This window comes from Xanthomonas sp. NCPPB 3569 (genome assembly GCF_041475645.2).
In the GTDB taxonomy this organism is placed as follows: domain Bacteria; phylum Pseudomonadota; class Gammaproteobacteria; order Xanthomonadales; family Xanthomonadaceae; genus Xanthomonas; species Xanthomonas phaseoli.
In genome coordinates, this window is the sequence record NZ_CM192969.1 from 3262698 (window position 1) to 3286009 (window position 23312).

The following is a 23312-nucleotide window of genomic DNA, read 5'->3' on the forward strand; positions in this document are numbered from 1 at the left end:
GGCGAAGGCCACCGGCCGGATCAGCGCGGCTTACCCCGCGACGATGTTCACGATCTTGCCGGGCACGATGATGATCTTGCGCACGCTCAGGCCTTCGAGGAACTTGGCGGCGTTCGGCTCGGCCTGCGCCAGTGCTTCGATCTGCTCGCGGGTCGCATCGGCAGCGACGTCGATGGTGCCGCGCAACTTGCCGTTGATCTGCACGGCCAGCGTCAACGCATCGCGCACCAGCGCGCTGGCATCGGCCTGCGGGAACGCCACGTTTTCCAACAGCGTCTCGCCACGACCCAGGACCTGCCACAACGCGTGGCTGGCGTGCGGAGTGATCGGGTTGAGCAACAGCACCATCGCCTCCAGCGCTTCCTGGCGCACCGCGCGGCCCTGCTCGCTGGCATCGTCGAACTTGGCCAGCGCGTTGGACAGTTCCATCACCGCGGCAATGGCGGTGTTGAAGCTGTGGCGGCGGCCATAATCGTCGCTGACCTTGCCGATGGTTTCATGGGTCTTGCGGCGGATCGCCTTCTGTTCGGCGCTCAGGCTGGCGGCATCCAGCGCCGCTGCACTGCCCTCGCCCACATGCTTGTGTACCTGCACCCACAGCCGGCGCATGAAGCGCGCCATGCCGTCCACGCCGGCTTCGTTCCACTCCAGCGACTGCTCGGGCGGCGCGGCGAACATCGAGAACAGCCGCACCGTATCGGCGCCGTACTTGGCCACCATCGACTGCGGGTCCACGCCGTTGTTCTTGGACTTGGACATCTTCTCGGTGCCGCCGATGTGTACCGGCTGGCCGTCGGCAATCAGCACCGCACCGGTGACGCGGCCGCGCTCGTCGCGCTGGATTTCGACGTCGGCCGGGTTGATCCAGTCCTTGCCGCCATTGTCGGCATCGCGATAGAAGGTGTCGGCGATGACCATGCCCTGGGTGAGCAGATTGGTCACCGGCTCGTCGCTGTCCACCAGCCGCGCGTCGCGCATGAGCTTGTGATAGAAGCGGAAATACATCAGGTGCAGGATCGCGTGCTCGATGCCGCCCACGTACAGGTCGGCCGGCATCCAGTAGTTGGCGCGGCGGTCGACCATGTCGCGCGCATTGGGGCTGGTGTAGCGCGCCACGTACCAGCTGGACTCCATGAAGGTGTCGAAGGTGTCGGTCTCGCGCTCGGCCGGGCCGCCGCAGTCCGGGCAGGTGGTCTGGCGCCAGCTCGGGTCGGTCTTGATCGGCGAACCGGTGCCGACAAATTCCACGTTCTCCGGCAGCACCACCGGCAGCTGGTCTTCCGGCACCGGAACCGCGCCGCACTTGGCGCAATAGATCACCGGAATCGGGCAGCCCCAATAGCGCTGGCGGCTCACGCCCCAGTCGCGCAGGCGGTAGTTGACCCGGCGCTGGCCCTGGCCCTTGCGCTCGAAGCGCTCGGCCAGCGCCTCGAAGGCGCCGCCGAAATCCAGCCCGTCGAACTCGGCCGAATTGACCAGCTCCAGCTCGCGGCTCTTGTCGGTATACCAGTCGCGCCACTGGGTGGCGTCCCAGCTCTGCTCTTCTTCGTTGCGCGGCTCGCGCAGCTTGACCACCTGCACGATCGGCAGGCCGTACTTGTTGGCGAATTCGAAATCGCGCTGGTCGTGGCCAGGCACTGCCATCACCGCGCCGGTGCCATAGCCCATCAGCACGAAGTTGGCCACCCACACCGGCACCTGCTCGCCGCTGATCGCGTGGACCGCGGTCAGGCCGGTGGCCATGCCGCGTTTTTCCTGGGTTTCCAGCTCGGCTTCGGAGACGCCGCCGTGCTTGAGCTCTTCCAACAGGCGCGCCAGCTCCGGATTGGATTTGGCCGCGTGCAAGGCCAGCGGGTGCTCGGCGGCGATCGACACGAAGGTCACGCCCATCAGCGTGTCCGGGCGGGTGGTGAACACGCGCAGCGGGTCCAGTGCGGCGCCGTCGGTATCGCGCACGTCGAACTGGATCTCCAGGCCTTCCGAACGGCCGATCCAGTTGCGCTGCATGGTCTTGACCGACTCCGGCCAGCCGTCCAGCTGGTCCAGGCCGTCCAGCAGTTCCTGGGCGTAATCGGTGATGCGCAGGAACCACTGCGGGATCTCGCGTTTTTCCACCAGCGCGCCGGAGCGCCAGCCGCGGCCGTCGATGACCTGCTCGTTGGCCAGCACGGTCTGGTCGATCGGGTCCCAGTTCACCACCGCATTGCGGCGGTAGGCCAGGCCCTTGCGCATCAAGCGGGTGAACATGCGCTGCTCGTGCACGTAGTAGTCCGGCGTGCAGGTGGCGAACTCGCGCGACCAGTCGATGGCGTAGCCCAGCGATTTCAGCTGCGCGCGCATGTGCTCGATGTTGGCGTAGGTCCACTTGGCCGGCGCGGTCTTGTTCTTGATGGCGGCGTTTTCGGCCGGCAACCCGAACGCATCCCAGCCCATCGGCTGCAGCACGTTGTGGCCGGTCATGCGCTTGTAGCGGCTGACCACGTCGGAGATGGTGTAGTTGCGCACATGGCCCATGTGCAGCGCACCGGACGGGTACGGCAGCATCGACAGGCAATAGAACTTGGGTTTCTCCGAGTTCTCCTCGACCTGGAAGGCGCGGGTGGCATCCCAGAATTGCTGGGCGGAGGTTTCGACCTGCTGCGGGTCGTAGACGTTCGGTTCGACGGTGGACATTGGGAGCGGATGCTCGGACGGTGCAAAGCGGTACAGGGTACCGCAGTGCAGCAGGTGGACCAAACCGTTACCGCAGCGCCACCGACTTCGGCGGCCAGATCCAGCCCGCCACCGCCAGCCAGCCTAACCAGGCCAGGAACGCCAGCCGTTGCGCAATGGCCTGGCGCACCAGGCCGGGCGGCCCGAACGCCAGCACCGCCACCAGCAATCCTGCCGCTAGGCTCAACCAGGCCAGGGTGCGGGTTGCGGCATCGTTGAGCAGCGCAGCGGCAATCAACAACATGCCCGGCACGAACGCCACGGCCCACAACAACCAGGCGGTGGCATGGGCCTGGCTGGCGCGGCCATCCAGATCGGTGGGGTCCAGCGGCAACATGCCCATGCCCAGAAAGGCCAGGCCGGCCAGCGCGATCAACTGCCCGCCCACGCGCAGACTCCAGCTGGCCTTGGCCGGCATGCGCGCCAGCAGACTCACCCCGGTGGCCATGCCCAGCGCGCCCACCAGCACGAACGCGACCAGATTGAAGCCCAGCGCATGCGGCACGCCCTGCGCGCCCAACAGCGCCACCGGATGGCTGGCCTGCAGATAGCCCGGCAGCGTGACGCCGAAACCGGCCAGCGCCAATACGAAAACCGTTGCGGCGATCAGGCCCATGTAGCGCTGTGCGCGCTCGGTGGTTGCCATTGGCTTACTCCAACACGGGGCGCGAAGCGCCGCCAGGACGCGGCATTGTCGTGCCGGTCGGGCGCGGCGTGAACCCCCGGTGCTCACACGGCCATGCGGAAGGCGCCCGACCCGGGCACGTGCGCGCGTCATTGCCGCTAGGCTTGTGTCAGCCGCGTTTGCCACCATTACCTCCCACTGTCGCCGTACTTAACTTCTGGAAGCCCATGTCCGACAAGCCGCATGTATTCGATGCCACCACCGACACCTTCGAGACCGAAGTCCTGCAGAAATCGTTGACCACACCGGTCCTGGTGGACTTCTGGGCCACCTGGTGCGGCCCCTGCAAGTCGCTGACGCCAATCCTGGAAAAGCTGGCCGGCGAGTACAACGGTGCGTTCGAGCTGGGCAAGGTCGACGTGGACAAGGAACAGCAGATCGCCGCGGCGTTCCAGATCCGTTCGGTGCCGACGGTGTTCCTGGTCAAGGGCGGCGAGATCGTCGACGGCTTCCCCGGCGCGATGCCGGAAGGCCAGGTGCGCGAATTCCTGACCCAGCACGGCGTGCTGCCGGCCGAGCCGCAGGTGGCCGAAGATGTGCCGCTGGCGCCGCTCGACCCGCAGGCGCAAGCCGCGGCGCTGCGTGAAGCGGTCGCCGCCGAACCGGACAAGGACGAACTCAAGCTGGACCTGGCGCTGGCGCTGCTCAAGACCGGCGACACCACCGAGGCCGAGCAGTTGATCGACGCCCTGCCCGCCAATCTGGCCACCGACGATCGCGCGGTGCGCGCCAAGGCGCGGCTGAGTTTTGCCAACGTCCTCAAGGACGCCCCGGACGCCGGCGCCTTGCAGGCCGCCGTGGATGCCAACGGCGCCGACCTGCGCGCACGCCACCTGCTCGGCGTGCGCCATCTGCTCGACGGCAACGACGAAGCGGCGCTGGAGCAGTTCCTGGAAATGCTGCGCCAGGACCGCAGCTTCGACGACAACCTGCCGCGCCGTAGCCTGATCGATGCCTTCCGCGTGATCGAGGACGAAGACCTGGTCGGCCGCTATCGTCGCAAGATGTCGGCGCTGGTGTTCTGACAGCCAGTGGCGCTGCGGCGCCACACGGACACGTAGGAGCGGACCCGGCCGCGACCAGGCGGTACTCGCCAGTCCTCGATAAGGTATTCGCGGAGAGCGCGCCGTCGCGGCCAGGTCCGCTCCTACGAAAACTGCACCACCACGGTGGGCTCTTGCCCGGTGTGCACCAAGCGGCAATGCACACCATGCGACTGCGTAAGCGGAGATGACCCACCGCCTGGACTGGCTCGCAGTACGAACACGACCGTCTCAATGTCGGCATGCGGCAAGCCTCCATACGCATGCGAATGTTATGCTGGGCACTTTCCCTCGCCAAGGAAACAGGCCCGCATGCGCGCATCGTTGTTCAAGTTAGGCATCAATCTTTGGCCGCCGTTCTTGTTCGCCGGCATCCACGTCACCGTGCTCTCGGCCGACTACCGTTTTGCGCGGGTGGAGCTGCGCCAGCGCCCGTGGAATCGCAACTATGTCGGCACCCATTTCGGCGGCAGCCTGTTTGCGATGACCGACCCGTTCTGGATGCTACTGACCATGCAGAATCTGGGCCGCGATTATTACGTGTGGGACAAGGCCGGCAGCATCGACTTCGTCAAGCCCGGGCGCGGCACGGTAACGGCGGATTTCGTCATCGACGACAGCGTGCTGGCGCAATTGCGCGAGGCCACCGCAAACGGCGAGAAACATCTGCACTGGTTCGAGAACACGGTCTACAACCGCGACGGCGAAGTGGTCGCACAGGTCCGCAAGCAGCTCTACGTCAAACGCAAGCCGGCCCGCTGAGGATGACGGCCGTGCTGCTGCCATGCCAGCTGATGCGGCGATGCATGCTTCGCTCACCTCGCCGCTCACGCAACGGATGATGCCGGCGCGAAACCTGCATGCCCTCACGACCAGCTGCAGGCGCCGCAGCAGGAACCGCGGCGTCCGCACCGCGCCAACGAAAAACGATCTGAAACTTTCATACGCAATGGGCAGCGACGCCTTACTGCCGACCGCCTTTATATCGGCGGCAACTTCCTAGGGAAACTCTGAACAATCCATCGTGATCTGCCACAATCGATCAACGACCCGAGTAGACGATTTCGATGCAGCTGACCTTCGGCGACGCGGAGTACAACGGCAAGCGCAAGCGGACGCGGCGTGAGGTGTTCTTGGCCGAGATGGACCAGGTCGTGCCGTGGAAGGACCTGCTGGCGCTGATCGAGCCGCACTACCCGAAGTCGGGGCAGCCGGGGCGACAGCCGTATCGGCTGGAGACCATGCTGCGCATCCACTTTTTGCAGCAGTGGTATGCACTGAGCGATCCATCGGCGGAAGAAGCGCTGTACGACACGGTGTCGATGCGCCGTTTCGCCAAGATCGGCGGGCTGGATGAGGTGCCGGACGAGACGACGATTCTCAACTTCCGCCATCTGTTGGAGCAGCACGATTTGGCGCGCAAGCTGTTCAATCGGGTCAACGCGCACCTGTCGCGCAAGGGGCAGAGCTTGCGCGGCGGGACGATCGTGGACGCCACGATCATCGCTGCGCCCAGCTCGACCAAGAACAAGGATGGCGAGCGCGATCCGGAGATGCACCAAACCAAGAAGGGCAACCAGTACTACTTCGGGATGAAGGCGCACATCGGGGTGGACGATGACTCCGGGCTGGTGCACCACGTGGAGTGCACGGCGGCCAACGTGGCCGATATCACACAAGCGCACAAGCTGCTGCACGGCAAGGAGGACACGCTGTGCGCGGACAGCGGCTACACCGGGCTTGAGAAACGCGAGGAGATGAAGCGCAAGCGCAAACTGCGCTACCTGATCGCGGAGAAGCCCTCGAAGCTGAAGCAGATTAAGAACAAGCGCGAACTGAAGTTGGCCAAGCGCTGGGAGCACACAAAAGCCAGCCTGCGTGCAAAGGTGGAACACCCGTTTCGGGTGATCAAGCGCCAGTTTGGCTACGTCAAGGTGCGCTATCGCGGTTTGGCGAAGAACACCGCACAGATGCTGATGCTGTTTGCGCTGTCGAATCTGTGGCTGAAGCGCAAAGAGTTCATTACCGCCGCGGGGTAGGTGCGCCCGTAATCGGGACGATACCCCGAAAAAGCGCCAAAAACGGCGAAAAACCGAGGATCTGAGCGCGGTCACCGCGACCGATATGGCTTACCACATCCTCCGATCGCGTTGTTCAGACCTTCCCTAGGCGGCGCCCGCACCGAACGCTTCAATACGCTCCTGCAAACGGGTATCCGCCCATTGCACGTTTTCCGCCTGCACTGCGAGCTGCTCGTCCGACGGCTCTGCAAACGGGCGATCCTTCAGACCTGCACGCAGTTGCGCCTTCAGGCGTTTGCAAGCGGCGCCACAACGCGCTGCGCAAGACCGCTGCGTCGCAGAAGAAGAAGCCACCTGCCGGTCGCCTGGATGCCGTCCAGCGCGATGCTGGCGCTCCGCGCGCGCTGATGCAGCGCGGGAGGATTCGCCCGCTTCCGGACGCCACTGCCCTGTCTTGGCGGCGAATCATTCGCCAGACCCGAGCAGTGTCACTGTCAGCGCCCAATCGCCGCAAAAAAAGCGCGAATCGCCGGCGCAACGCACGAAGCGCGAGCCTGACGTCACTCGCTAAATGCGCACGCTTGCCTGTTTACTCAAGTCAGCTATGAAGGCTGTAGTGGACACAGGGGTTTCGGCACCTCAGGTGATACCCGTCTCGAATGACCTCGCTTAGCATGCGGTCCGCTGCGGCAGCCCTGAAGCGCAGCACCCGTGTTGGCCTGCACCCGCGCCGACCTGCTCGCCATGGACAGGCATCCGGGAGATTGCTGACGAGACAGAGACCGGCCAACGGCCGAACTCCAGCGCCTTTAAAAAGACCGCGCTCTGTCACGTACGCCACATTGATGCGGACCAAGCGCCGTCTCGGAACCTCATTTGGTTCGCGTACGGCGATAGAAGATCTGCTGTGCAGACAGGCGGCATAGGGCTCTGGTAGTTCAATTTTCGCGCAGTGCATTCACCACCTCGCCTCCATCACTACCGGCAGGCTCAGGATTGCACCAGGAACCTCGCCAAGGGTGGAAGGTTCCACGGCATCTGCGATGCAATCCCATGCGATGCGCACCAATCGTCTGGTACGCAAGCAATCTATCTGCCGTATCCACGTCAGGAGATATCCCGATGAAGTCATCCGCATCCGTCGATCCGGCCAGCCGCAGTGCGAGGACGCACTCGCCTGAGATTCAGGAAACAGAGCTCGCCATTGCCTCCACCTCTGCGGCGGTCATCCCGCAATCCGCGCCTGATCCCGCACTCAGCCCACTTGGGCGCGCGCCCGTCAGGCGCAATAGCGGAACCACGTTAGGGGCGCTGCTAGCCAGGCCCGAGCAAGACGCCCAGGCCCTCGCTCCGCAACCGGTCACCTCATCGACTGCAACCAAGGCGACGCTGGCACGGCTTCGTCAGCAATTGGCCTCGGACAATGCACGCGCAATCGCACCGGACTTGGCGGCCGATCTGATCAGCAGGCTCAGGCCGATGAAATCGCCCGGCACCACGGGTGCGCAGGCACGCGCGGCCACGCATGCGGACTTGGTCAGCCGCATCAGCGAACAAGATGTGAGCGATTGGTACAAGGCGCAGGGGCTGAACGAAAACGACGTGGCCACCCTGCGGCGCACCGCACTGCTCTCCGGCCTGCCCAACCCGAGCGGCAGCTTCCTCACCAATGCCATGCAGTACATCGTCTCGCCGTGGATTAACTATGCGACACGCCAACCCTGGGCGGGCGCTGGGTTCGGCCTGGCGACCATGCTGGTCGCCGCACCTGTGAATGCCGGCCAACAATCGGCGGTTGTCAGCCTGTGCGAGTCGATTCGCGAACACGGCGCTCACGTCATCGTGCCGGACAAGAAGCAGATCAATGACAAGCACTGGCTCCCCGAACTGGCAAGCGCCCTCGAGGAAAAGATCGAAACGTTCGCCAACGCCTGCGACAGGTTTCGCGAGATCCAGCGTGATCCAAATTCCCCACATGCAGAACGCGCAGCGGCAGCCGAGGTCTTGCTGACAGCAGAGAAGGATCTGCACCAGGCCCAGCATGATTTCGTCATGACCCAGGGCGCGCACGATCGCCAGTGGCAAGGCAACCGCTGGCAGGCCATTCCACGCATCTTACGTTCGCCGGTCGCCAGCACGCTGGGGCTGCTCAGCAAGACAGGCGCGATGCTTGCGCTGTCGCCGACGGCGCAGACCGTTGGCGCGATGTTGATGACGGCTGCACAACATGTGGCCGCCGGTTTCGACGAGCAAGCCAAGCAGGAAGCCAACAACAAGCTCAACCTGTTGTACGCCGACGTACTGACCGCCGCAGGCAAGCAGAAGCTGGCCAGCGGCACGGCGGTCAGCGCAGAAGACATCAAGGCCGACAAACTACGCAGCCTGATCCAGTCGCCCACCCAAGCCCTGGTCAAGCGCGTCACCGCCGGGGTCGCCGAGCTGGAGAAGCTGCTGGCGGATGCGGTGACAGCAGAGGATGCGCAGCACGGCGCAATCACGGCAGACGACCGCGACATCGAGGCCGGCGACGCCAGCAAGGCAATGCAGGACCTGCGCTTGCTGCGCAACGACCTTGAGGCATTGCGTGAGGGCAGGCTCGACCAAATCGACCCGAACGGCACCGCATCCAAGCTGCTTATCGGTGCCGAAAAATCTGTGCTGTCGCAGCAGCTGTTCAGCGATATCGCCAAGAAGTACAACTATCTCGAGTTCACCGCGCAAACCGCACAGCGCATCGGCCAGATGTTCCATCTGGTCTTCCTGGGCAGCGCCGCATCGTCGGTGATCAGCAAACTCGTTTCGGCCGCCCAGGGCGGGACCCGCAATGTTCCGGTCGCGCAAAGCCTGGCGGTGTCGGCGATATCCGGAGGCATGGCCACCGTTGGCGCCCTGAACCAGCACACCGCCATCACCATCAAGAACAACCGTCGCGAGGGAAGCACCGACATCGGGCTGGGCAAGCAGGTAAGCCGCGGCGTCATGGGCGCGATGCATGAAACGCTCTCCCAGCGCCGTGCGACCAAGGCCAGCAAGGCAGTCAACGCCTTGTTGGAGGGCAATGACGTTGAAGCGCTGCTAGCAGCGGCAAGAGCGTTGCCTGCGCAGGAGGCAAGCGCCTCTTCCAGCCAGCCACAGGATTTGCCATCGACATCCAAGGCGGCACCACCGCGCCGGGAACATGTTTCGGCCCCGAGTAGCCCGAACCGATCGAGGCTGGGGCAGACGAACGACGAGATAACCCGGTCCAAGAGTGCTCGGAACTTGGGGGTGGAACTCCACGAGTTCGCGCGCATGGCCGGCAAACACTCCAAGGACTTGGTGTGAGGTGATCATCCGGCATGTTGCAGGGCCGTGCCTGCCTGCAACATGCCGCATGACGTGTCCCGGGCGCGGGACGAAGGCATGGGTCAGCAAGCCTGAACCACACGCACTGCCGGCATGCAGACAGCGTCCCGATGCGGGCTTTGTTCGCAAGATGCCGAGGGTTTTGAGTCGCCCGATTGTTCATCGCAGCGCAGGTGCACGTCAGCGCTGTGTGCGAAGGCCGCTCGGCGATGGGCTCCACCCAGCCACGCAGTCGATGGACGCGACGTCATGCCCAGCACGAACAGCACGATGGCGATGATGATGCCCGCCCAGAACAGGAACTTGGCGATCCCCATCGCCGCGCCGGCCATGCGTGCGAAGCCAGCCGCCGCACCGGACGCGACCTTATCCATTGTCGATGTCGATCGACGATGGATGTACGGCGTCCTCGGCGGCCGCGCTGGCGCGCGGATGCCGAAGCGGACTCAGTGCCGGATCAGGGCAGCATCAGGCCGAACATGCACACCGCTGCATCGTTCGCCTCGGCGCTGAACGACGCGAGATCGCCCCTATGAGCGTCGGATCGTCGCCGCTCTGCCAAAGGCATCGATCCTCGGCCATCGTGCGGCTGGCGACCGCTGCCCAAGCGCGCAGACACCGCACGCGTGGCCGGCGAATGTGAGCGACATGTGTGCAACGCAGGCCGCCAGTGGGCGACGCTCACGGCCTGCTCGCTGGGGCATGCGGAGTCTGGGGCCTCCCAACCCACATGGAATGCGTTCATGAAAACGATCAACGTCATCACTCTGGTGCTTCTTATCGTCGGCGGATTGAACTGGGGGCTGGTCGGCCTGTTCCAGTTCGATCTGGTTGCCGCACTGTTCGGCGGACAGGACGCGCTGCTGTCGCGTGTGGTCTACACGCTGGTGGGTGTCTCGGCGCTGTGGCAGCTGGTACCGCTGTTCCGCAACAACCATGGCACCGCCGAGCATCACACCAGCCCGCACGTGCGCAACAATCCGTAATCTCCTGCCCGCGGCAGGTCTGCGCATCTGCACATGACGCCGACGCGCTGCGTCGGCGTCATGCCATGCGATGCATGCTTTGCGTCCGGGCGCGTGGTCGGCAAGAATCGCAGACACCTCCCTTCTGGCTGCCTTCATGCTCCTGCGCACTGTTGCTTCCGCCTGCCTGCTCGCCCTGCTGTTACCCGCAGCCGCCAACGCGGCTTACCGTAGCCCGCAACAGATTCTCGACAGCTCGCCGACCAGTGCCTGGCGCGCGCTCGATCCGGACCGCACGCTGTACCTGGAGCTGGATGCCGGCCGGGTCATCATCGAGCTGGCGCCGCAATTCGCGCCGGAACACGTCGCCAACATTCGCACGCTGGCACATGAGCGCTTCTGGGACGGGCTGAGCATCTATCGCTCGCAGGACAATTTCGTGGTGCAGTTCGGCGACCCTGATGGCGAGACGCCGGCCAAGGCCAAATCGCTGGGCTCGGCCAAGACGCATCTGCCGGCCGAATTCGAACGCCCCTCGCAGGGCCTGGATTTCCAGCGCCTACCCGATAGCGATGGTTGGGCGCCGCAGGTGGGCTTTGTCGACGGCTTCCCGGTCGGCCGCGACACGGCCACCGGCAAGACCTGGCTGGCGCATTGCTACGGCACCCTGGGCGCAGGCCGCAACAACGACGAAGACAGCAGCATCGGCGCCGAACTGTACGTAGTCACCAGGCAATCGCCGCGCCAATTGGATCGCAACATCACCGTGGTCGGGCGTGTGGTCAAAGGCATGGAATTGCTCAGCGTGACGCCGCGCGGCCCTGACCCGATGGGCTTCTACGAAGACCCCGCACAACGCGCGCCGATCCGCGCGATCCGGCTGGCCAGCGAAGTGCCTGCGCCCGAGCGCACACCGCTGCAATTGCTGCGCACCGACAGCCAGACCTTTCGCGACGTGGTCGAGGCGCGCCGCAACCGCAAGGACGATTTCTACAAGCGCCCGGCCGGGCACATCGACCTGTGCAATGTGCCATTGCCGGTACGTGCACCGCCGGCGGGTTGAATCGGAATCGGGAATCGGGAATCGAAAAAGCGAGTCGCGTCCGCTCAGCGGGCGCGCTGGCTGAAGGCGACGCTGCCGAGGATCAGCACCGCGGCGACCAGCATGGTCCAGGTGAGCGGTTCGCCCAGCAGCGACCATGCCAGCAGCGCGCCGAACACCGGCACCAGATAGGTCACCGTGGACGCACGGGCCGGGCCGATGCGCTGGATCAGCCGGTAATACATCAAGAACGCCAGCCCGGTGCACACCACACCCAGCGCGGTGGCGCAGGCCCACGCCAGCGCCGGCACCGGCGTGGTCGGCCATTGCCACCAGGCCAAGGGCGCCAGCAAGAGCGCACTGCAGCCCAGGGTGGACGCCGCCGACGCAGCAGGCGGCAAATCGCCCATATGGCGCTTCACCAGGTTGTAGCCGATGCCGTACAGCAGCGAGGCAGTTGCGCCAGCCAGCGCTGCCGGCCCGACGCTCAAACCGGCGGATTTGCCGGTGGCCAACACCAGCACGCCGATAAACCCCACCAGCAACGCCAGTGCGCGACGCGTGCCGATTCGTTCGCCGAAAAACAGGAAGGCGATCAGCGCGGTAAACAGCACCGTCATCGCGTTGCAGATCGCCCCGACTGCCGCCGGTGCATGTTGCGCGCCCCAAGCGAACAGCAAGAACGGCAACGCCGAGTTGAGCACACCGATTGCCGCCAGCATCGGCCAGCGATGCAACGGGAAACGTTCGCGTGCCAGCCACAGGAATGGCAGCAGCACCAACGCACCCAGCGCCAGGCGAATTTCCACCAGTGCCACGGTGCCGAACTTGGGCGCGGCCACGCGCATGAACAGGAACGAGCAGCCCCACACGACGCCCAAGAAACCAAGCTCAAGCGGCGTGCGCCAGTGGTGGACCGCAAGCTCCGCCTGCGCCGGAGATTGGGCGCTCATGGCCGTGCTCCCGAACCGTGCCATGCAGGAATGAAACGGCAGAAGACAGCAGCAGGCAGACAAAGAGACATGGCACGATCGTCGCGAAGGGATGACGCAGCATCGGTTGCCGCCATGGGCGCGACAAGCGCGTAGTATCGGGGCGAGCCACAAATCTCACTCATGCCTCGATGAATCTGCGCCCTACCCTGTTGCCTGCGCTGGGCGTGTTCGCCGCGGCCGCCCGCCACCAGAACTTCGCCCACGCCGCCGAAGAACTGCACCTCACCGCCAGCGCAGTCAGCCACCATGTGCGCAAGCTCGAAGCGCTGCTGGGTGCGACCTTGTTCCAGCGGCTACCGCGCGGCGTCAAGCTCACCGCCGAAGGCCGCCAGCTGGCCGATGCGGCCACCGCCGCGCTCGCCGAGATTGCTGCGGTCGCCGGCAACCTGCATCCGCGCGAAGATGCCATTCCACTGCGCGTCACCACGTTGCGGTCGCTGTCGTACTGCTGGTTGTTGCCGCGGCTGCCGCGTTTTTGCCGCGCCTATCCGCATATCCGCATGGACCTGCAATCAGATACGGCGTTTTCGCGTTTCGAAGAAGGCGGCCCGGACCTGGGCATTCGCTATGGCCAAGGCGCATGGCCCGGACTGACCTCGCATCATCTGATGGACGACGAGCTGTTCCCGGTGGCCTCGCCGTCGTTGCCGGAAGTGGCTGCCCTGCGCACGCCGGCACAGATCGCGCAATTGCCGCTACTGACCGAAATGTCGCCGCAGGGGTGGCGCGACTGGTTCCGCGCAGCCCAGGTCCGCGGTACCACCGTGCCGCCCATGCACACCTTCAACGACAGCACCGACGCGATGCGCGCCGCCGTGTATGGCCTGGGCGCGGTGCTGGCGCGCAAGCACATCGCCCAGCCCTACCTGCAGCGTTACGAACTGGTACGCCTGCCCGGCCCCACGCTCAAGGCGCGTTACGCGTACTACATCGTGCACCCCAGCCACCGCGAGCTCAGCCCGGCCGCGGCATTGTTCATCGACTGGCTCAAGCGCGAAGCACAGGACGAACGCACCCCGATGCCGGCACTGCCTGCCGAGCTGGTGGCGTTGCCGCGGAGCGAAGATGTACAGGAGCCGCGTGCGCGGCGACGTTTGCCTAGCGCATCGGCGGCGAAATGAAATCACCCGGGGATCTCGAAGATTTTGCTGCCCCTTCGCGCTAGGGGAAAAGGTGCGCCGCAGGGGCGGATGACGGTAAGAGCGCGGTAGTGGAGCCTGCTGCACTTGCGGGTTCGCCCCGTCCCCTCACCTCCGCCCCGTGCCGCGCCCTTGCCCGCGCCAAGAGCGCGCGCGCCATTGGCGCGCAAGCATTGCATCGGCGCCCTGCAGGAGAGAGCGACAAACACGCCCTGAGCGACGCTGCATAAATCGCTTGACAGCCAGCCCCATCAAGATCATTAATTAGCTAATTCGTTAATTAGCTAACCCCATCCATGTCCATCGATCGCATTTTCGAAGCCCTGGCTTCCCGGCCACGCCGGGAAATCCTGGCCTACCTGTCTGCGCAGGAATTGACTGCCGGACAGATCGGCGAACGGTTTGCGATGAGCGCACCAGCAATTTCGCGCCATCTCTCCGTGCTGTCTGCGGCCGGGCTGGTCAGCAGCGAGCGCCGCGGCCAATTCGTGGTGTATCGGCTGACGCCCGACAACATGGTCAATACGCTCAGCGGCTTCGCATTCGAGGTCTGTCCCAAGGCAGGCCCGCTGCAGCGCGAGTCGCGCAAGCTGGCGAAAAAGACCCGCTGATCCTCCACTCGACTTCTGCTGCAAGGACATGCCATGGACCCCCAACGGATCGTCGCAGACACAAGCTTTCCACGTGTATCGCTGCCCTCGTACAGCGGTGGCCGCCCGGTCGAGGTGATGCTGATCGCGCAACTGGACCCAGGCGCAGGCGATAGCTTGATTGCGCAGACCGGCGAACGGCAGCGATGCCACCCTGCGCACCACGATGCCCTGGATGAACCGTCGGCGCAGCTGTCCGCACCCGACTTCGGCCATGACGATCGTGCCTCGCTATTTTCGTTTCCGGTCGGGCCGCAGGGGCATCCGTTTCACTGCCATGCCGGCAATCGCGTGTTCACCGCAATCACCGGAAGCGGCGGTGCACAACTGCGCTTTTCCACCGCGTCGGCGCAGCAGGTGCGTCGGGACCCGCGGGCCTTCTTGCAGGCGTTGCGCTACGTGGATCTGCCCGGCGACAGCCTGTTTACGGTGCGCTTCGGCGGCGGAACGTGGCACCAGTTCGTACCTTCGCAGCGGAACGCGCCACACTCGGCGTTCTTTGCGCTGTCCTGCCATCCGGACGAAGCCGGCGGCGACTTGAGCCCCGAGCAGCAAGCCTTGGTCACGCAAGGCACGGCGACCATTGCCAGCTTGACCGAGCTGCTGCCGCCTCCCGTCGCGGCGCTGCTGCAGTCCAATGCCTTTCATGCGGCGGATGTACCTACCGTGTCGCTGTCGCTGCACGTCAAACCGCAGAGCTGGCAGCAGCGCGTCTGTGGCCGTGCGCGCCGCTGGAGCGGGCGCATCCGCCAGCTGCCGCCGCGTACCCGCCGCCCCGGATTTGTCGCCACCCGTGTGGCACCGCTACGGATCCGCTCGCTGCAGGCACTGCCGGCCGATGCATTGCTGCGCGAGCAGTTGGGCGGGCAGGTGCATTTTCAGGACACCCATCAGCTGCGTTTGGACACACGCCAACTGCGCAGCGACAGCCTGCAAGGCCTGATGTGCGACTTGCTGCAGGCATTCATCGATCAGCCGCCGGGCGGCGTGAGCGGTTTGATGCGTCTGCGCAACCTGATGGTCAAGCCATTGGGACTACGCACCTCGCATCTAGGCTGCCCGGTGTCTTCGTTGCTCGACCCGAGCGCAGCGCACCGTTTCGCCGGGCGCTTCCCGGTGCTGGCACAACGCAGCGACGCCGATGGGCAGCAAGTGCAGATCGTGCTGGGCGCCGACGACAAACATCTGCGCTTCCGCTCGTCGGTGGCACTGCGTCGGGTCGGCACGCACGAGATCGAGCTGACGATGGCCACACGGGTGAGCTGCCGCAACTGGTTTGGCCGCATTTACATGGCCTGCATCCATCACGCGCATCACCACTACGTCATGCCGACGATGCTGCGCGCCGCAGTGAGCCGGGTAATGCATTCCGACCCGGTCACACGCCAGGCATGGCCGGCACAGCCGGCGTGATGTGAGCAGCGCACCGTCACCTGGTTTTGTCCTGGCGATGCCTAGGCTTGATGTCCCCAATCCACAGGATACTCCCATGCCTACCCTGCGCATGCGCATCACCGGCACCGACGACGACGCGCGTGCCATTGCCAACCTGCTGCAAAGCATCGACGGCATCGAGCACGTAGAAGAAGTGGACGACCTGATGCCGCACCTGGACGACGAAGATTCCAGCTCAGCAGGCCTGTCGGACGACGAAGGTCCGGGCAGCCACGAGTTCGAAGTGGAAGCCGGCAACGAGGCTACCGCGCAGAAGGTACGTGACGCAGTGCAAGAGCTGGCGCTGCAGCTGGATGTGTTTGTGGAATACGAAGTCGACGAAGGTTGAGCCAGGCTCAACCTACTTGCCGCACATGACTGCCCGGCTGGATAGCAGGTGACGCTGTGACGCGTCTGCTGCGCGTTGGCATGTGCTGCGTGCTTGAGCCGCGTGCGCCCAGCACTGACAACGCACGCCGCATGCAACATCAAATCGAATGACCCCGCAGCTGCGCGCCAGTACCGCGCAGCTGCGGTGCATCAGGACATCCGGCGCCGACGTACGCGCCAGCGCCACGCCTGCAGCAACAACCAGCCGGCGATCAGTGCGACCACAGCCACCGGCAGCAGCGCCGCCACTGCGCGGATAACGAATGCCACGCTGCTGGAAAACACCTCGCCGAACTCGGCAGCGGCTTCTGCGATCTCGCCCCTGCCCTGCTCGCCACCGGTGCTGCTGAAATTGAGCGTCAGCAGCTGCGTGCGCACCCGACGCTGCTGTTGCGCGGCTTGCTGTTGGGTCTGCTGCGCTTCGGCCTCGATCTCGGCCAGCCGCTTGGACAGGGCCAGCAGATCGGTCACCGCCAGATCGCGGCGCTGCTGCAATTCCAGCAGGCGCGCATGCTCTTTTTGCAGCCGGGCCTGCGCCAGGCTGGTGTCGGCGATCTGCTGCGCCAGGTCTTCGGCCCGCGTGCTACGCGCGGCGACATCGCCATGCTGGCCGGCCAACTGCACCATGGGTTCGATCCCGTCTGGCGCCAGCCGTACGCTGACGCGCCCACTGGGGTCGCGCCCACCTTCCTGCTCGACCGCCAGCAAGGCGCAGTCGCCGAACTGCGCGCCCTGGCAGGCAGTGCGTATCGCGGCGATGCGCTGGCCGATCTGGTCGGCAGGCAGCTCGATCCGCACATCGTGCTCGTAGGCCAACGCATTGCTCTGCGCGGCGGGCGGTGCCGGCGCCGCAGCGCCGCCATCGGCCGCCATCTCTGCGTGATGCTTCGCACACCCGCATAGCGCCCATCCCAGCAGCATCGCGGTGGCGTACCGCTGCATGGCGCGGCTCATCGGCTGGCTCCGTCGACGGCATGCACCTGCAGCCCGGCAAGATCCAGGGCCGGCAGGCAACGCACATTGACCGCGACGCCCATTTTCGCCGGTCTTGGGATTGAGGCCTTCGCTGAAGGGCGCGATCCCGCACTGCGGGCAATAGTGGTGATCGATGTGCTGCTGGTTGAAACGGTAGCTGCCGACAGCTTCCGGCGTGGCCTGAAGCTGCAGCTGGGTGCGCGCGCCGAACCAGAGCAAGCCGCCGCGGCGGCGACACAGCGAACAGTTGCAGTCGTAGACCTCGGTGATGGGCGCTTCGGTCTGCAGATCGAACGCGATGCGTCCGCAATGACAGCTACCGGCATAGTGCATGTGATCCTCCTTGGAACAGGCCACCGTGCGGGTGGCAAGCATGATGTTGCGTCTACGCGCAGCCTGAGGAGCGAGGCGGCGCCCGGGAACCGGAGTGTACGAGCGATCGCGCCCGCAACGTGCACCCGTCGTGTGCCCCGCGCGATCGCGCCGCTGACCGGCTGGCAGGATCGGGGGCGGCCGTCCCTGCGTGGTGAGCATCTGTGAGGGAACCTGGAGGGCGCGCAGAAGCCGGAGGGTGCAAGCGGCACAAGCAGGTCCAAGCCTCGGCCGCGCCCGCCTGGCGGTGGGGGCGGCCGATTTATTGGCTGACCCACACCAATGGCGGATGCGCATGCGCGCGCAGATGCCTATGCTGGCGGTTTGATTCCACCAGGACCCACGATGCGTCAACGCCTGCTTGTCCTCGCCCTGCTCGCCGGCCTCAGCGCCTGCCAGCAACAGCCCGAATCGCCGCAAGCCGGCACCACCGCAGCTCCCGCCCAGGACGCACAGACCCCGGATGCGCGCTTTGCCGCATTGTCCAAACAGGCCCTTGACACCTGGATGCAGCTGTCGCCGGTGACCGCCACCCAGACCGGCGACCATCGCTTCGATGCGCAGATCGACGACCTGAGCGCCGGCGGCCGCCAGCGCAGCGTGGATGCGGGCAAGAAGCTGCTGGCCACCCTGGATGCGATCGACGTCACCAAGCTCTCGCGCGAGAACCAGGTGGATGCGGCCATTCTGCGCAACCAGCTGCAATCGGAGATCTGGAATACCGAGGTGCTGCAAAGCTGGGCCTGGGACCCGCAGGTCTACAACGGCCTGGCCGGCAGCGCGCTGTACAGCCTGATGGCGCGCGAATTCGCGCCGCTGCCCGAGCGCCTGACTGCGGCCACCCAGCGCATGGAAAAGATCCCGAGCATCTTTGCGCAGGCACGCGAGAACCTGGACCCGGCGCGCGTGCCGAAGATCCATGCCGATACGGTGGCCAAGCAGAACAAGGGCATCCTGAGCATCGTCGACAGCTTCATCGCGCCCAACATCAGCCAGCTTGGCCCGATCGAGGCGGCGCGTGCGCAGGCGGCCATCGACAACCTGCGCAAGGCAGTGGCCGAGCAGCAGACCTGGCTGGACACCGTGCTGGTCCCCAATGCCAAGGGCGACTTCCGCATCGGTGCGGAAAAATACGATCAGAAGCTGAAATTCGCACTGCTGTCGTCGCTGTCGCGTGCCGACATCAAACAGCGTGCCGAATCCGAGCTCAAGCGCGTGCGCAGCGACATGTACGGGATTGCACGCACGGTGCTCAAGGACAAGCCCGGCGCCCCCAAGTTGCCCGAATCGCCCACCGACGACCAGCAGCAGGCGGCGATCGAAGCGGCCCTGGAGCTGGCGTATGCCGACAAGCCGGCGCGCGACAAGGTGGTGGACGCCGCCAAGGCCGCGCTGGCGCAATCGACCGAGTTCGTGCGCCAGAAGGATTTGATGACGCTGCCCGATTCGCCGGTGGACATCATCCTGATGCCGGAATTCCAGCGTGGCGTGGCGTGGCGGTGGCGTATTGCGATTCGCCCGGCCCGCTCGACAAGAATCTGAAGACGTTCTACGCGGTGTCGCCGATTCCCGACGACTGGAACGACAAGCAGGTCGATTCGTTCCTGCGCGAATACAACACCCGCATGATCCAGCTGCTCAGCATCCATGAGGGCACCCCGGGTCATTACCTGGAAGGCTGGCATTCGGCCAAGTTCCCCTCCACGCTGCGCGCGGTGCTGCGCTCTGGCATGTTCGCCGAAGGCTGGGCGGTGTACACCGAGCGCATGATGCAGGAGCAGGGTTACCTGGATAACGACCCGCTGTTCCACCTGGTGCAGCTCAAGTTCTACCTGCGCACCATCGCCAATGCCATTCTCGACCAGGGCGTGCATGTGGACGGCTGGGATCGCGACAAGGCGATGCACCTGATGACCCACGACACCTTCCAGCAGGAAAGCGAAGCGGCGGGCAAGTGGGTGCGTGCACAGCTCTCGTCCGCACAGCTGCCGACCTACTTCGTTGGCGTGCAGGAACATCTGGACACGCGCAAGGCGGTACAGGACAAGCTCGGCGAGACCTTCAACCTGAAGGCCTATCACGACCAGATGCTGTCGTACGGCGCACCGCCGGTCCGCTTCGCGCGCGAGCTGATGCTGGATCAACCGATCGAGTGATTGATCCTTCACCCACGCGCGGGAGAGGGGCGTTCTACGGCAGCCGAACAAGCGGTTGCATGTGGCCCTTCTCCCGCACGCGGGAGAAGGTGCCCCGCAGGGGGGCGCCTGGCAAAAAGGTGTCACCACCTACGATGTCGAACGCGTCGCTACGCGCCTCCAGAAATGACACACCGAGTGGCTTCCCCCGTGCCCTCACCCCAACCCCTCTCCCGCATGCGGGAGAGGGGCGTGCTCCGGCAGCCGAATAAGCTGCTGCATGCGGCCCTTCTCCCGCGCACGGGAGAAATTGCCCCGCAGGGGGGCGCCTGGCAAAAAGGTGTCACCACCTACGGCGTCGAACGCGTCGCCACGCGCCTCCAGAAATGACACACCAAGTGGCTTCCCACGTGCCCTCACCCCAACCCCTCTCCCGCACGCGGGAGAGGGGCGTGCTCCGGCAGCCGAATAAGCGGTTGCATGCGGCCCTTCTCCCGCGCGCGGGAGAAGGTGCCCCGCAGGGGGCGCCTCGCAGAGGTGTCACCGCCTGCGATGCCAAACGCGTCGCCACGCGCCTTCGGAATGAAACGGCAGGTGGCTTCCCACGTGCCCTCACCGTGCCCTCGCCCCACCCCCTCTCCCGCACGCGGGAGAGCGGCGTCCTACGGCGGCCGAATAAGCGGTCGCATGTGGCCCCTCTCCCGCACGCAGGAGAAGGGCTACGGTCGCGCCGAGCTCGCGCATCTCTTCAATCACGCATCCGCAGCAACAAATCCACCGGTCTGCCGCGCCCACAGGCGCGCATACAGTCCGCCATGCGCGATCAACTCCGCATGCGTGCCGGTCTCGACGATGCGGCCGCCGTCCATCACCACCAGCCGGTCCATGCGCGCGATGGTCGAGAGCCGATGCGCGATGGCAATCACCGTCTTGTTGCCCATCAGCGCGTCCAGGCTGTCCTGGATGGCGGCCTCCACTTCCGAATCCAGCGCCGAGGTCGCCTCGTCCAGGATCAGGATCGGCGCGTCCTTGAGCAATACCCGCGCAATTGCAATGCGCTGGCGCTGACCGCCGGAGAGTTTCACCCCGCGCTCGCCCACATGCGCATCGAAACCGCGACGGCCTTCGCCATCGATCAGCGTGTCGATGAAACTGTCGGCGCGGGCCTTGCGCACGGCGTCGAGAAGTTGCGCCTCGCTGGCCTGCGGCCGCCCGTACAGCAGGTTATCGCGGATCGAGCGATGCAACAGCGAGGTGTCCTGGGTCACCAACCCGATCTGCCCGCGCAGGCTTTCCTGCGTCACGCTTGCGATGTCCTGCCCGTCGATCAGGATGCGGCCCTGCTCCAGGTCGTACAGCCGCAGCAACACATTGACCAGGGTGGATTTGCCGGCACCGGACGGCCCGACCAGGCCGATCTTTTCGCCGGCGCGCACCTGCAGATCCAGCCCGGCAATCACCCCACCGCGCTTGCCGTAGTGGAAATGGATGTGCTCGAACTGCACCTGCCCCTGGGTTACCTGCAGCGGCACCGCATCCGCTGCATCCTGTACCTGCACCGGTTGCGAGATGGTCTGCATGCCGTCCTGCACGGTGCCGATGTCCTCGAAGATGCCGTTGACCGTCCACATGATCCAGCCGGACATGTTGTGGATACGGATCACCAAGCCGGTGGCCAGGGTGATCGCGCCCACGCTGATCTGGCCGCGGCTCCACAACCACAGCGCCAGCGCGCAGGTCCCCACGATCAAAAAACCGTTTGCCACGGCGATGGCGGTATCCATGGCGGTGGTCACCCGGGTCTGCCCGCGATGCTTGACCGCCAGCTCGTCGATGGCATCGCGCACATACGCCTGTTCGCGGCCGGCATGGGCGAACAACTTGAGCGTGGAAATATTGGTATAGCCATCGACTATGCGGCCGGTCGCCTTGGAGCGCGCATCGGAGGCAACCCATGCGCGCGCCTTCATGCGCGGCACGAAGAACGCCATCAGCGCGACGTACACCACCAGCCAGAGCAGCAGCGGCGCCATCAACCAGGGGTCTGCCTGCGCGAACAGCCACAGCGCACTGCCGGTATAGACCACGATGTACCACAGTGCATCCACCATCTGCACGGCCGATTCGCGCAGCGAGGTGCCGGTCTGCATCACCCGGTTGGCGATGCGCCCGGCAAAATCGTTGTTGAAGAAGCCCAGGCTCTGGCGCACCACGTAGTTGTGCATCAGCCAGCGCGAACGGTTGCTCAGGCCCGGCACGATCGCCTGATTGACCAACAAATTGTGCAAGCCGGTGAAAAACGGCCTTGCCACCAGCGTGATCACCGCCATCCAGATCAGTTCGCCCGCATGCTGCCGGAAGAAATCCGGCCCTGGCTTGCCGGCAAGCATGTCGACGATGCGGCCGAGGAAATCGAACATCGCCACTTCCACCAGCGCCAGCAACAGCCCGGCGATCAAGGTGGCTAGCAGGATCGGCCACAACGGCCGCAGATAATGCAGATAGAAGCGCCACACGCTGCGTGGCGGCATCTCCCGCTCGATCGGCGGGAAAATATCGATCAGGGACTCGAACCAGCGGAACATGGCGCAGACTTCAAAAAAACCGGGGTCCCAGGCTAGCCGATCGGGCGTCAAGCCGCAGTGGCGCGGATCGGCACGCGCGGCCTGGTCAGCCCATGCAATGCGTCAATGCTCTGGCGATGAGAAACTAGAGACGAGGTCTGCAGCGCCTTCGCCCCTGAGGCGCCACCGCTGTCACTCGCGCACGCGCGCGAGCAGGCGATTGACCTCCGGCAGATCGAAATGCCCGGGTTCCAAGCGCCCACCCAAGCTCGCCAGTTCCTGCACATGCTGCGGGTGGTCCGGGTCGGCGATGATGCGCAACAGCGCCTGGTAATGACCGATGCCGCCACTGCGCTCCGGCGGACAGGCATTGGCACCGTCCATGCAGCGCGCTACGCGCAGGCCGGCATCGGCCGGCAACCGCGCTTCCACGTGCAGGCGATGTTGCCAGCCGGCGCCGGCGCCGTAGAAATAATCGAAGCCTTCTAGCTCGCCCACCGCGCTTTCCAGCGTGACACGTCCGGCGTGCTTGAGCCGGGGACGCTCGGGCACATCCAGCCCGGATTCGCCATAACGTCCGCCACCGAGGTCGAACTCGTAGGGATGGATGCCAGTCCAGCCCATCACCGGCTGCAACACGCGATGCAGCGTGGCCAGGCGCACCGCACCGGACACCAGCAGGCGCCGCCAGATCAGCGGCGCACTGCCGGTCAATGCCACATGCAGTTGATACACCGGCGCAGGTGCCTGCAGCGCTTGCTGCGCGGATTTCTTTCTTGCCTTGGTCATCGTGTGATGCGTTTGCCTGCCTGTTACCAGTATGGCGTGCCAGGCAGGCGAATGCA

The 23312-nt window shown here is 65.2% G+C and carries 17 protein-coding genes and 4 pseudogenes; 13 read left to right on the forward strand and 8 right to left on the reverse strand.

Features of this window, described 5'->3' with window-relative positions; translation table 11 throughout:
* Window positions 1-30: 30 nt before the first annotated feature.
* Window positions 31-2673 carry a leucine--tRNA ligase gene (gene leuS, locus ACCQ03_RS14225; RefSeq protein WP_209227875.1) on the reverse strand — a complete coding sequence of 881 codons (2643 nt, stop codon included), beginning with the start codon at window positions 2671-2673 and terminating at the stop codon, window positions 31-33.
* A gap of 67 nt (window positions 2674-2740) precedes the next feature.
* Window positions 2741-3358 (reverse strand): DUF998 domain-containing protein, encoded by a 618-nt coding sequence (locus ACCQ03_RS14230; protein WP_209227877.1) that lies wholly within the window; start codon window positions 3356-3358, stop codon window positions 2741-2743.
* Between the two features lie 206 nt (window positions 3359-3564).
* On the opposite strand from ACCQ03_RS14230, the gene trxA reads away from it, so the two are divergent.
* The 6 genes and pseudogenes from trxA (at window position 3565) to xopN (ending at window position 9785) form a co-directional block, all read left to right on the forward strand.
* Window positions 3565-4422 carry a thioredoxin gene (gene trxA / locus ACCQ03_RS14235; RefSeq protein WP_104625729.1) on the forward strand — a complete coding sequence of 286 codons (858 nt, stop codon included), beginning with the start codon at window positions 3565-3567 and terminating at the stop codon, window positions 4420-4422.
* A 330-nt stretch (window positions 4423-4752) separates the two neighbouring features.
* Window positions 4753-5202 (forward strand): DUF4442 domain-containing protein, encoded by a 450-nt coding sequence (locus ACCQ03_RS14240; protein WP_209227879.1) that lies wholly within the window; start codon window positions 4753-4755, stop codon window positions 5200-5202.
* 22 nt (window positions 5203-5224) lie between these two features.
* Window positions 5225-5445: pseudogene (locus ACCQ03_RS14245) on the forward strand (hypothetical protein); the annotation flags it as partial.
* A gap of 62 nt (window positions 5446-5507) precedes the next feature.
* Window positions 5508-6479, forward strand: a complete 972-nt coding sequence (locus ACCQ03_RS14250) for an IS5 family transposase (protein WP_150147813.1) — start codon at window positions 5508-5510, stop codon at window positions 6477-6479.
* Between the two features lie 126 nt (window positions 6480-6605).
* Window positions 6606-6869: pseudogene (locus ACCQ03_RS14255) on the forward strand (hypothetical protein); the annotation flags it as partial.
* 714 nt (window positions 6870-7583) lie between these two features.
* Entirely contained in the window at window positions 7584-9785 is a 2202-nt protein-coding gene (gene xopN / locus ACCQ03_RS14260) for a type III secretion system effector XopN (protein WP_209226030.1), read from the forward strand.
* Window positions 9786-9868: 83 nt separating this feature from the next.
* On the opposite strand, the gene ACCQ03_RS14265 is transcribed toward xopN, so the two are convergent.
* Window positions 9869-10180 (reverse strand): DUF1328 domain-containing protein, encoded by a 312-nt coding sequence (locus ACCQ03_RS14265; protein WP_209226028.1) that lies wholly within the window; start codon window positions 10178-10180, stop codon window positions 9869-9871.
* Window positions 10181-10549: 369 nt separating this feature from the next.
* Here ACCQ03_RS14265 and ACCQ03_RS14270 point away from each other — a divergent pair, with 369 nt between their 5' ends.
* Together ACCQ03_RS14270 and ACCQ03_RS14275 are read left to right on the forward strand one after the other, a co-directional pair.
* Window positions 10550-10792 (forward strand): DUF378 domain-containing protein, encoded by a 243-nt coding sequence (locus tag ACCQ03_RS14270; RefSeq protein ID WP_017157139.1) that lies wholly within the window; start codon window positions 10550-10552, stop codon window positions 10790-10792.
* 70 nt (window positions 10793-10862) lie between these two features.
* On the forward strand, window positions 10863-11834 hold the full coding sequence (locus ACCQ03_RS14275) for a peptidylprolyl isomerase (RefSeq protein WP_209226026.1): 972 nt from the start codon (window positions 10863-10865) through the stop codon (window positions 11832-11834).
* A 44-nt stretch (window positions 11835-11878) separates the two neighbouring features.
* Here ACCQ03_RS14275 and ACCQ03_RS14280 read toward each other — a convergent pair whose 3' ends face one another.
* Complete coding sequence (locus ACCQ03_RS14280) at window positions 11879-12766, reverse strand: DMT family transporter (RefSeq protein ID WP_039570296.1); 888 nt, start codon at window positions 12764-12766, stop codon at window positions 11879-11881.
* Window positions 12767-12936: 170 nt separating this feature from the next.
* On the opposite strand from ACCQ03_RS14280, the gene ACCQ03_RS14285 reads away from it, so the two are divergent.
* From ACCQ03_RS14285 to ACCQ03_RS14300, 4 genes are all read left to right on the forward strand, one after another.
* On the forward strand, window positions 12937-13929 hold the full coding sequence (locus tag ACCQ03_RS14285; RefSeq protein WP_209226024.1) for a LysR substrate-binding domain-containing protein: 993 nt from the start codon (window positions 12937-12939) through the stop codon (window positions 13927-13929).
* A gap of 314 nt (window positions 13930-14243) precedes the next feature.
* The gene (locus ACCQ03_RS14290; protein WP_017157135.1) at window positions 14244-14558 is read left to right on the forward strand and encodes a metalloregulator ArsR/SmtB family transcription factor; all 315 of its coding nucleotides are present in this window, start codon (window positions 14244-14246) and stop codon (window positions 14556-14558) included.
* A gap of 117 nt (window positions 14559-14675) precedes the next feature.
* Entirely contained in the window at window positions 14676-16010 is a 1335-nt protein-coding gene (locus tag ACCQ03_RS14295) for a DUF2867 domain-containing protein (protein WP_244663985.1), read from the forward strand.
* A gap of 76 nt (window positions 16011-16086) precedes the next feature.
* On the forward strand, window positions 16087-16380 hold the full coding sequence (locus ACCQ03_RS14300) for a hypothetical protein (RefSeq protein ID WP_005912915.1): 294 nt from the start codon (window positions 16087-16089) through the stop codon (window positions 16378-16380).
* A gap of 191 nt (window positions 16381-16571) precedes the next feature.
* Here ACCQ03_RS14300 and ACCQ03_RS14305 read toward each other — a convergent pair whose 3' ends face one another.
* Entirely contained in the window at window positions 16572-17375 is an 804-nt protein-coding gene (locus ACCQ03_RS14305; protein WP_057677471.1) for a DUF4349 domain-containing protein, read from the reverse strand.
* Window positions 17372-17771, reverse strand: a pseudogene (locus ACCQ03_RS14310) (GFA family protein). Before ACCQ03_RS14310 ends, ACCQ03_RS14305 begins: the two are co-directional and overlap by 4 nt.
* Window positions 17772-18113: 342 nt before the next feature.
* Here ACCQ03_RS14310 and ACCQ03_RS14315 point away from each other — a divergent pair.
* Window positions 18114-19924: pseudogene (locus ACCQ03_RS14315) on the forward strand (DUF885 domain-containing protein).
* A 731-nt stretch (window positions 19925-20655) separates the two neighbouring features.
* On the opposite strand, the gene ACCQ03_RS14320 reads toward ACCQ03_RS14315, so the two are convergent.
* Together ACCQ03_RS14320 and ACCQ03_RS14325 are read right to left on the reverse strand one after the other, a co-directional pair.
* Window positions 20656-22488, reverse strand: coding sequence for an ABC transporter ATP-binding protein (locus ACCQ03_RS14320; RefSeq protein ID WP_017165128.1), 1833 nt, complete (start codon window positions 22486-22488; stop codon window positions 20656-20658).
* A gap of 171 nt (window positions 22489-22659) precedes the next feature.
* A complete protein-coding gene (locus ACCQ03_RS14325; protein WP_209226019.1) occupies window positions 22660-23256 on the reverse strand; it encodes a plasmid pRiA4b ORF-3 family protein in 597 nt (198 codons plus the stop codon).
* Window positions 23257-23312 lie beyond the last annotated feature (56 nt).

Bases quoted from the DNA above. Each gene is read 5' to 3' on its own strand.
- leuS (WP_209227875.1), bottom strand. From the start codon at position 2,673: ATGTCCACCGTCGAACCGAACGTCTACGACCCGCAGCAGGTCGAAACC.
- ACCQ03_RS14230 (WP_209227877.1), bottom strand. From the start codon at position 3,358: ATGGCAACCACCGAGCGCGCACAGCGCTACATGGGCCTGATCGCCGCA.
- trxA (WP_104625729.1), top strand. From the start codon at position 3,565: ATGTCCGACAAGCCGCATGTATTCGATGCCACCACCGACACCTTCGAG.
- ACCQ03_RS14240 (WP_209227879.1), top strand. From the start codon at position 4,753: ATGCGCGCATCGTTGTTCAAGTTAGGCATCAATCTTTGGCCGCCGTTC.
- ACCQ03_RS14250 (WP_150147813.1), top strand. From the start codon at position 5,508: ATGCAGCTGACCTTCGGCGACGCGGAGTACAACGGCAAGCGCAAGCGG.
- xopN (WP_209226030.1), top strand. From the start codon at position 7,584: ATGAAGTCATCCGCATCCGTCGATCCGGCCAGCCGCAGTGCGAGGACG.
- ACCQ03_RS14265 (WP_209226028.1), bottom strand. From the start codon at position 10,180: ATGGATAAGGTCGCGTCCGGTGCGGCGGCTGGCTTCGCACGCATGGCC.
- ACCQ03_RS14270 (WP_017157139.1), top strand. From the start codon at position 10,550: ATGAAAACGATCAACGTCATCACTCTGGTGCTTCTTATCGTCGGCGGA.
- ACCQ03_RS14275 (WP_209226026.1), top strand. From the start codon at position 10,863: ATGCATGCTTTGCGTCCGGGCGCGTGGTCGGCAAGAATCGCAGACACC.
- ACCQ03_RS14280 (WP_039570296.1), bottom strand. From the start codon at position 12,766: ATGAGCGCCCAATCTCCGGCGCAGGCGGAGCTTGCGGTCCACCACTGG.
- ACCQ03_RS14285 (WP_209226024.1), top strand. From the start codon at position 12,937: ATGAATCTGCGCCCTACCCTGTTGCCTGCGCTGGGCGTGTTCGCCGCG.
- ACCQ03_RS14290 (WP_017157135.1), top strand. From the start codon at position 14,244: ATGTCCATCGATCGCATTTTCGAAGCCCTGGCTTCCCGGCCACGCCGG.
- ACCQ03_RS14295 (WP_244663985.1), top strand. From the start codon at position 14,676: ATGCTGATCGCGCAACTGGACCCAGGCGCAGGCGATAGCTTGATTGCG.
- ACCQ03_RS14300 (WP_005912915.1), top strand. From the start codon at position 16,087: ATGCCTACCCTGCGCATGCGCATCACCGGCACCGACGACGACGCGCGT.
- ACCQ03_RS14305 (WP_057677471.1), bottom strand. From the start codon at position 17,375: ATGAGCCGCGCCATGCAGCGGTACGCCACCGCGATGCTGCTGGGATGG.
- ACCQ03_RS14320 (WP_017165128.1), bottom strand. From the start codon at position 22,488: ATGTTCCGCTGGTTCGAGTCCCTGATCGATATTTTCCCGCCGATCGAG.
- ACCQ03_RS14325 (WP_209226019.1), bottom strand. From the start codon at position 23,256: ATGACCAAGGCAAGAAAGAAATCCGCGCAGCAAGCGCTGCAGGCACCT.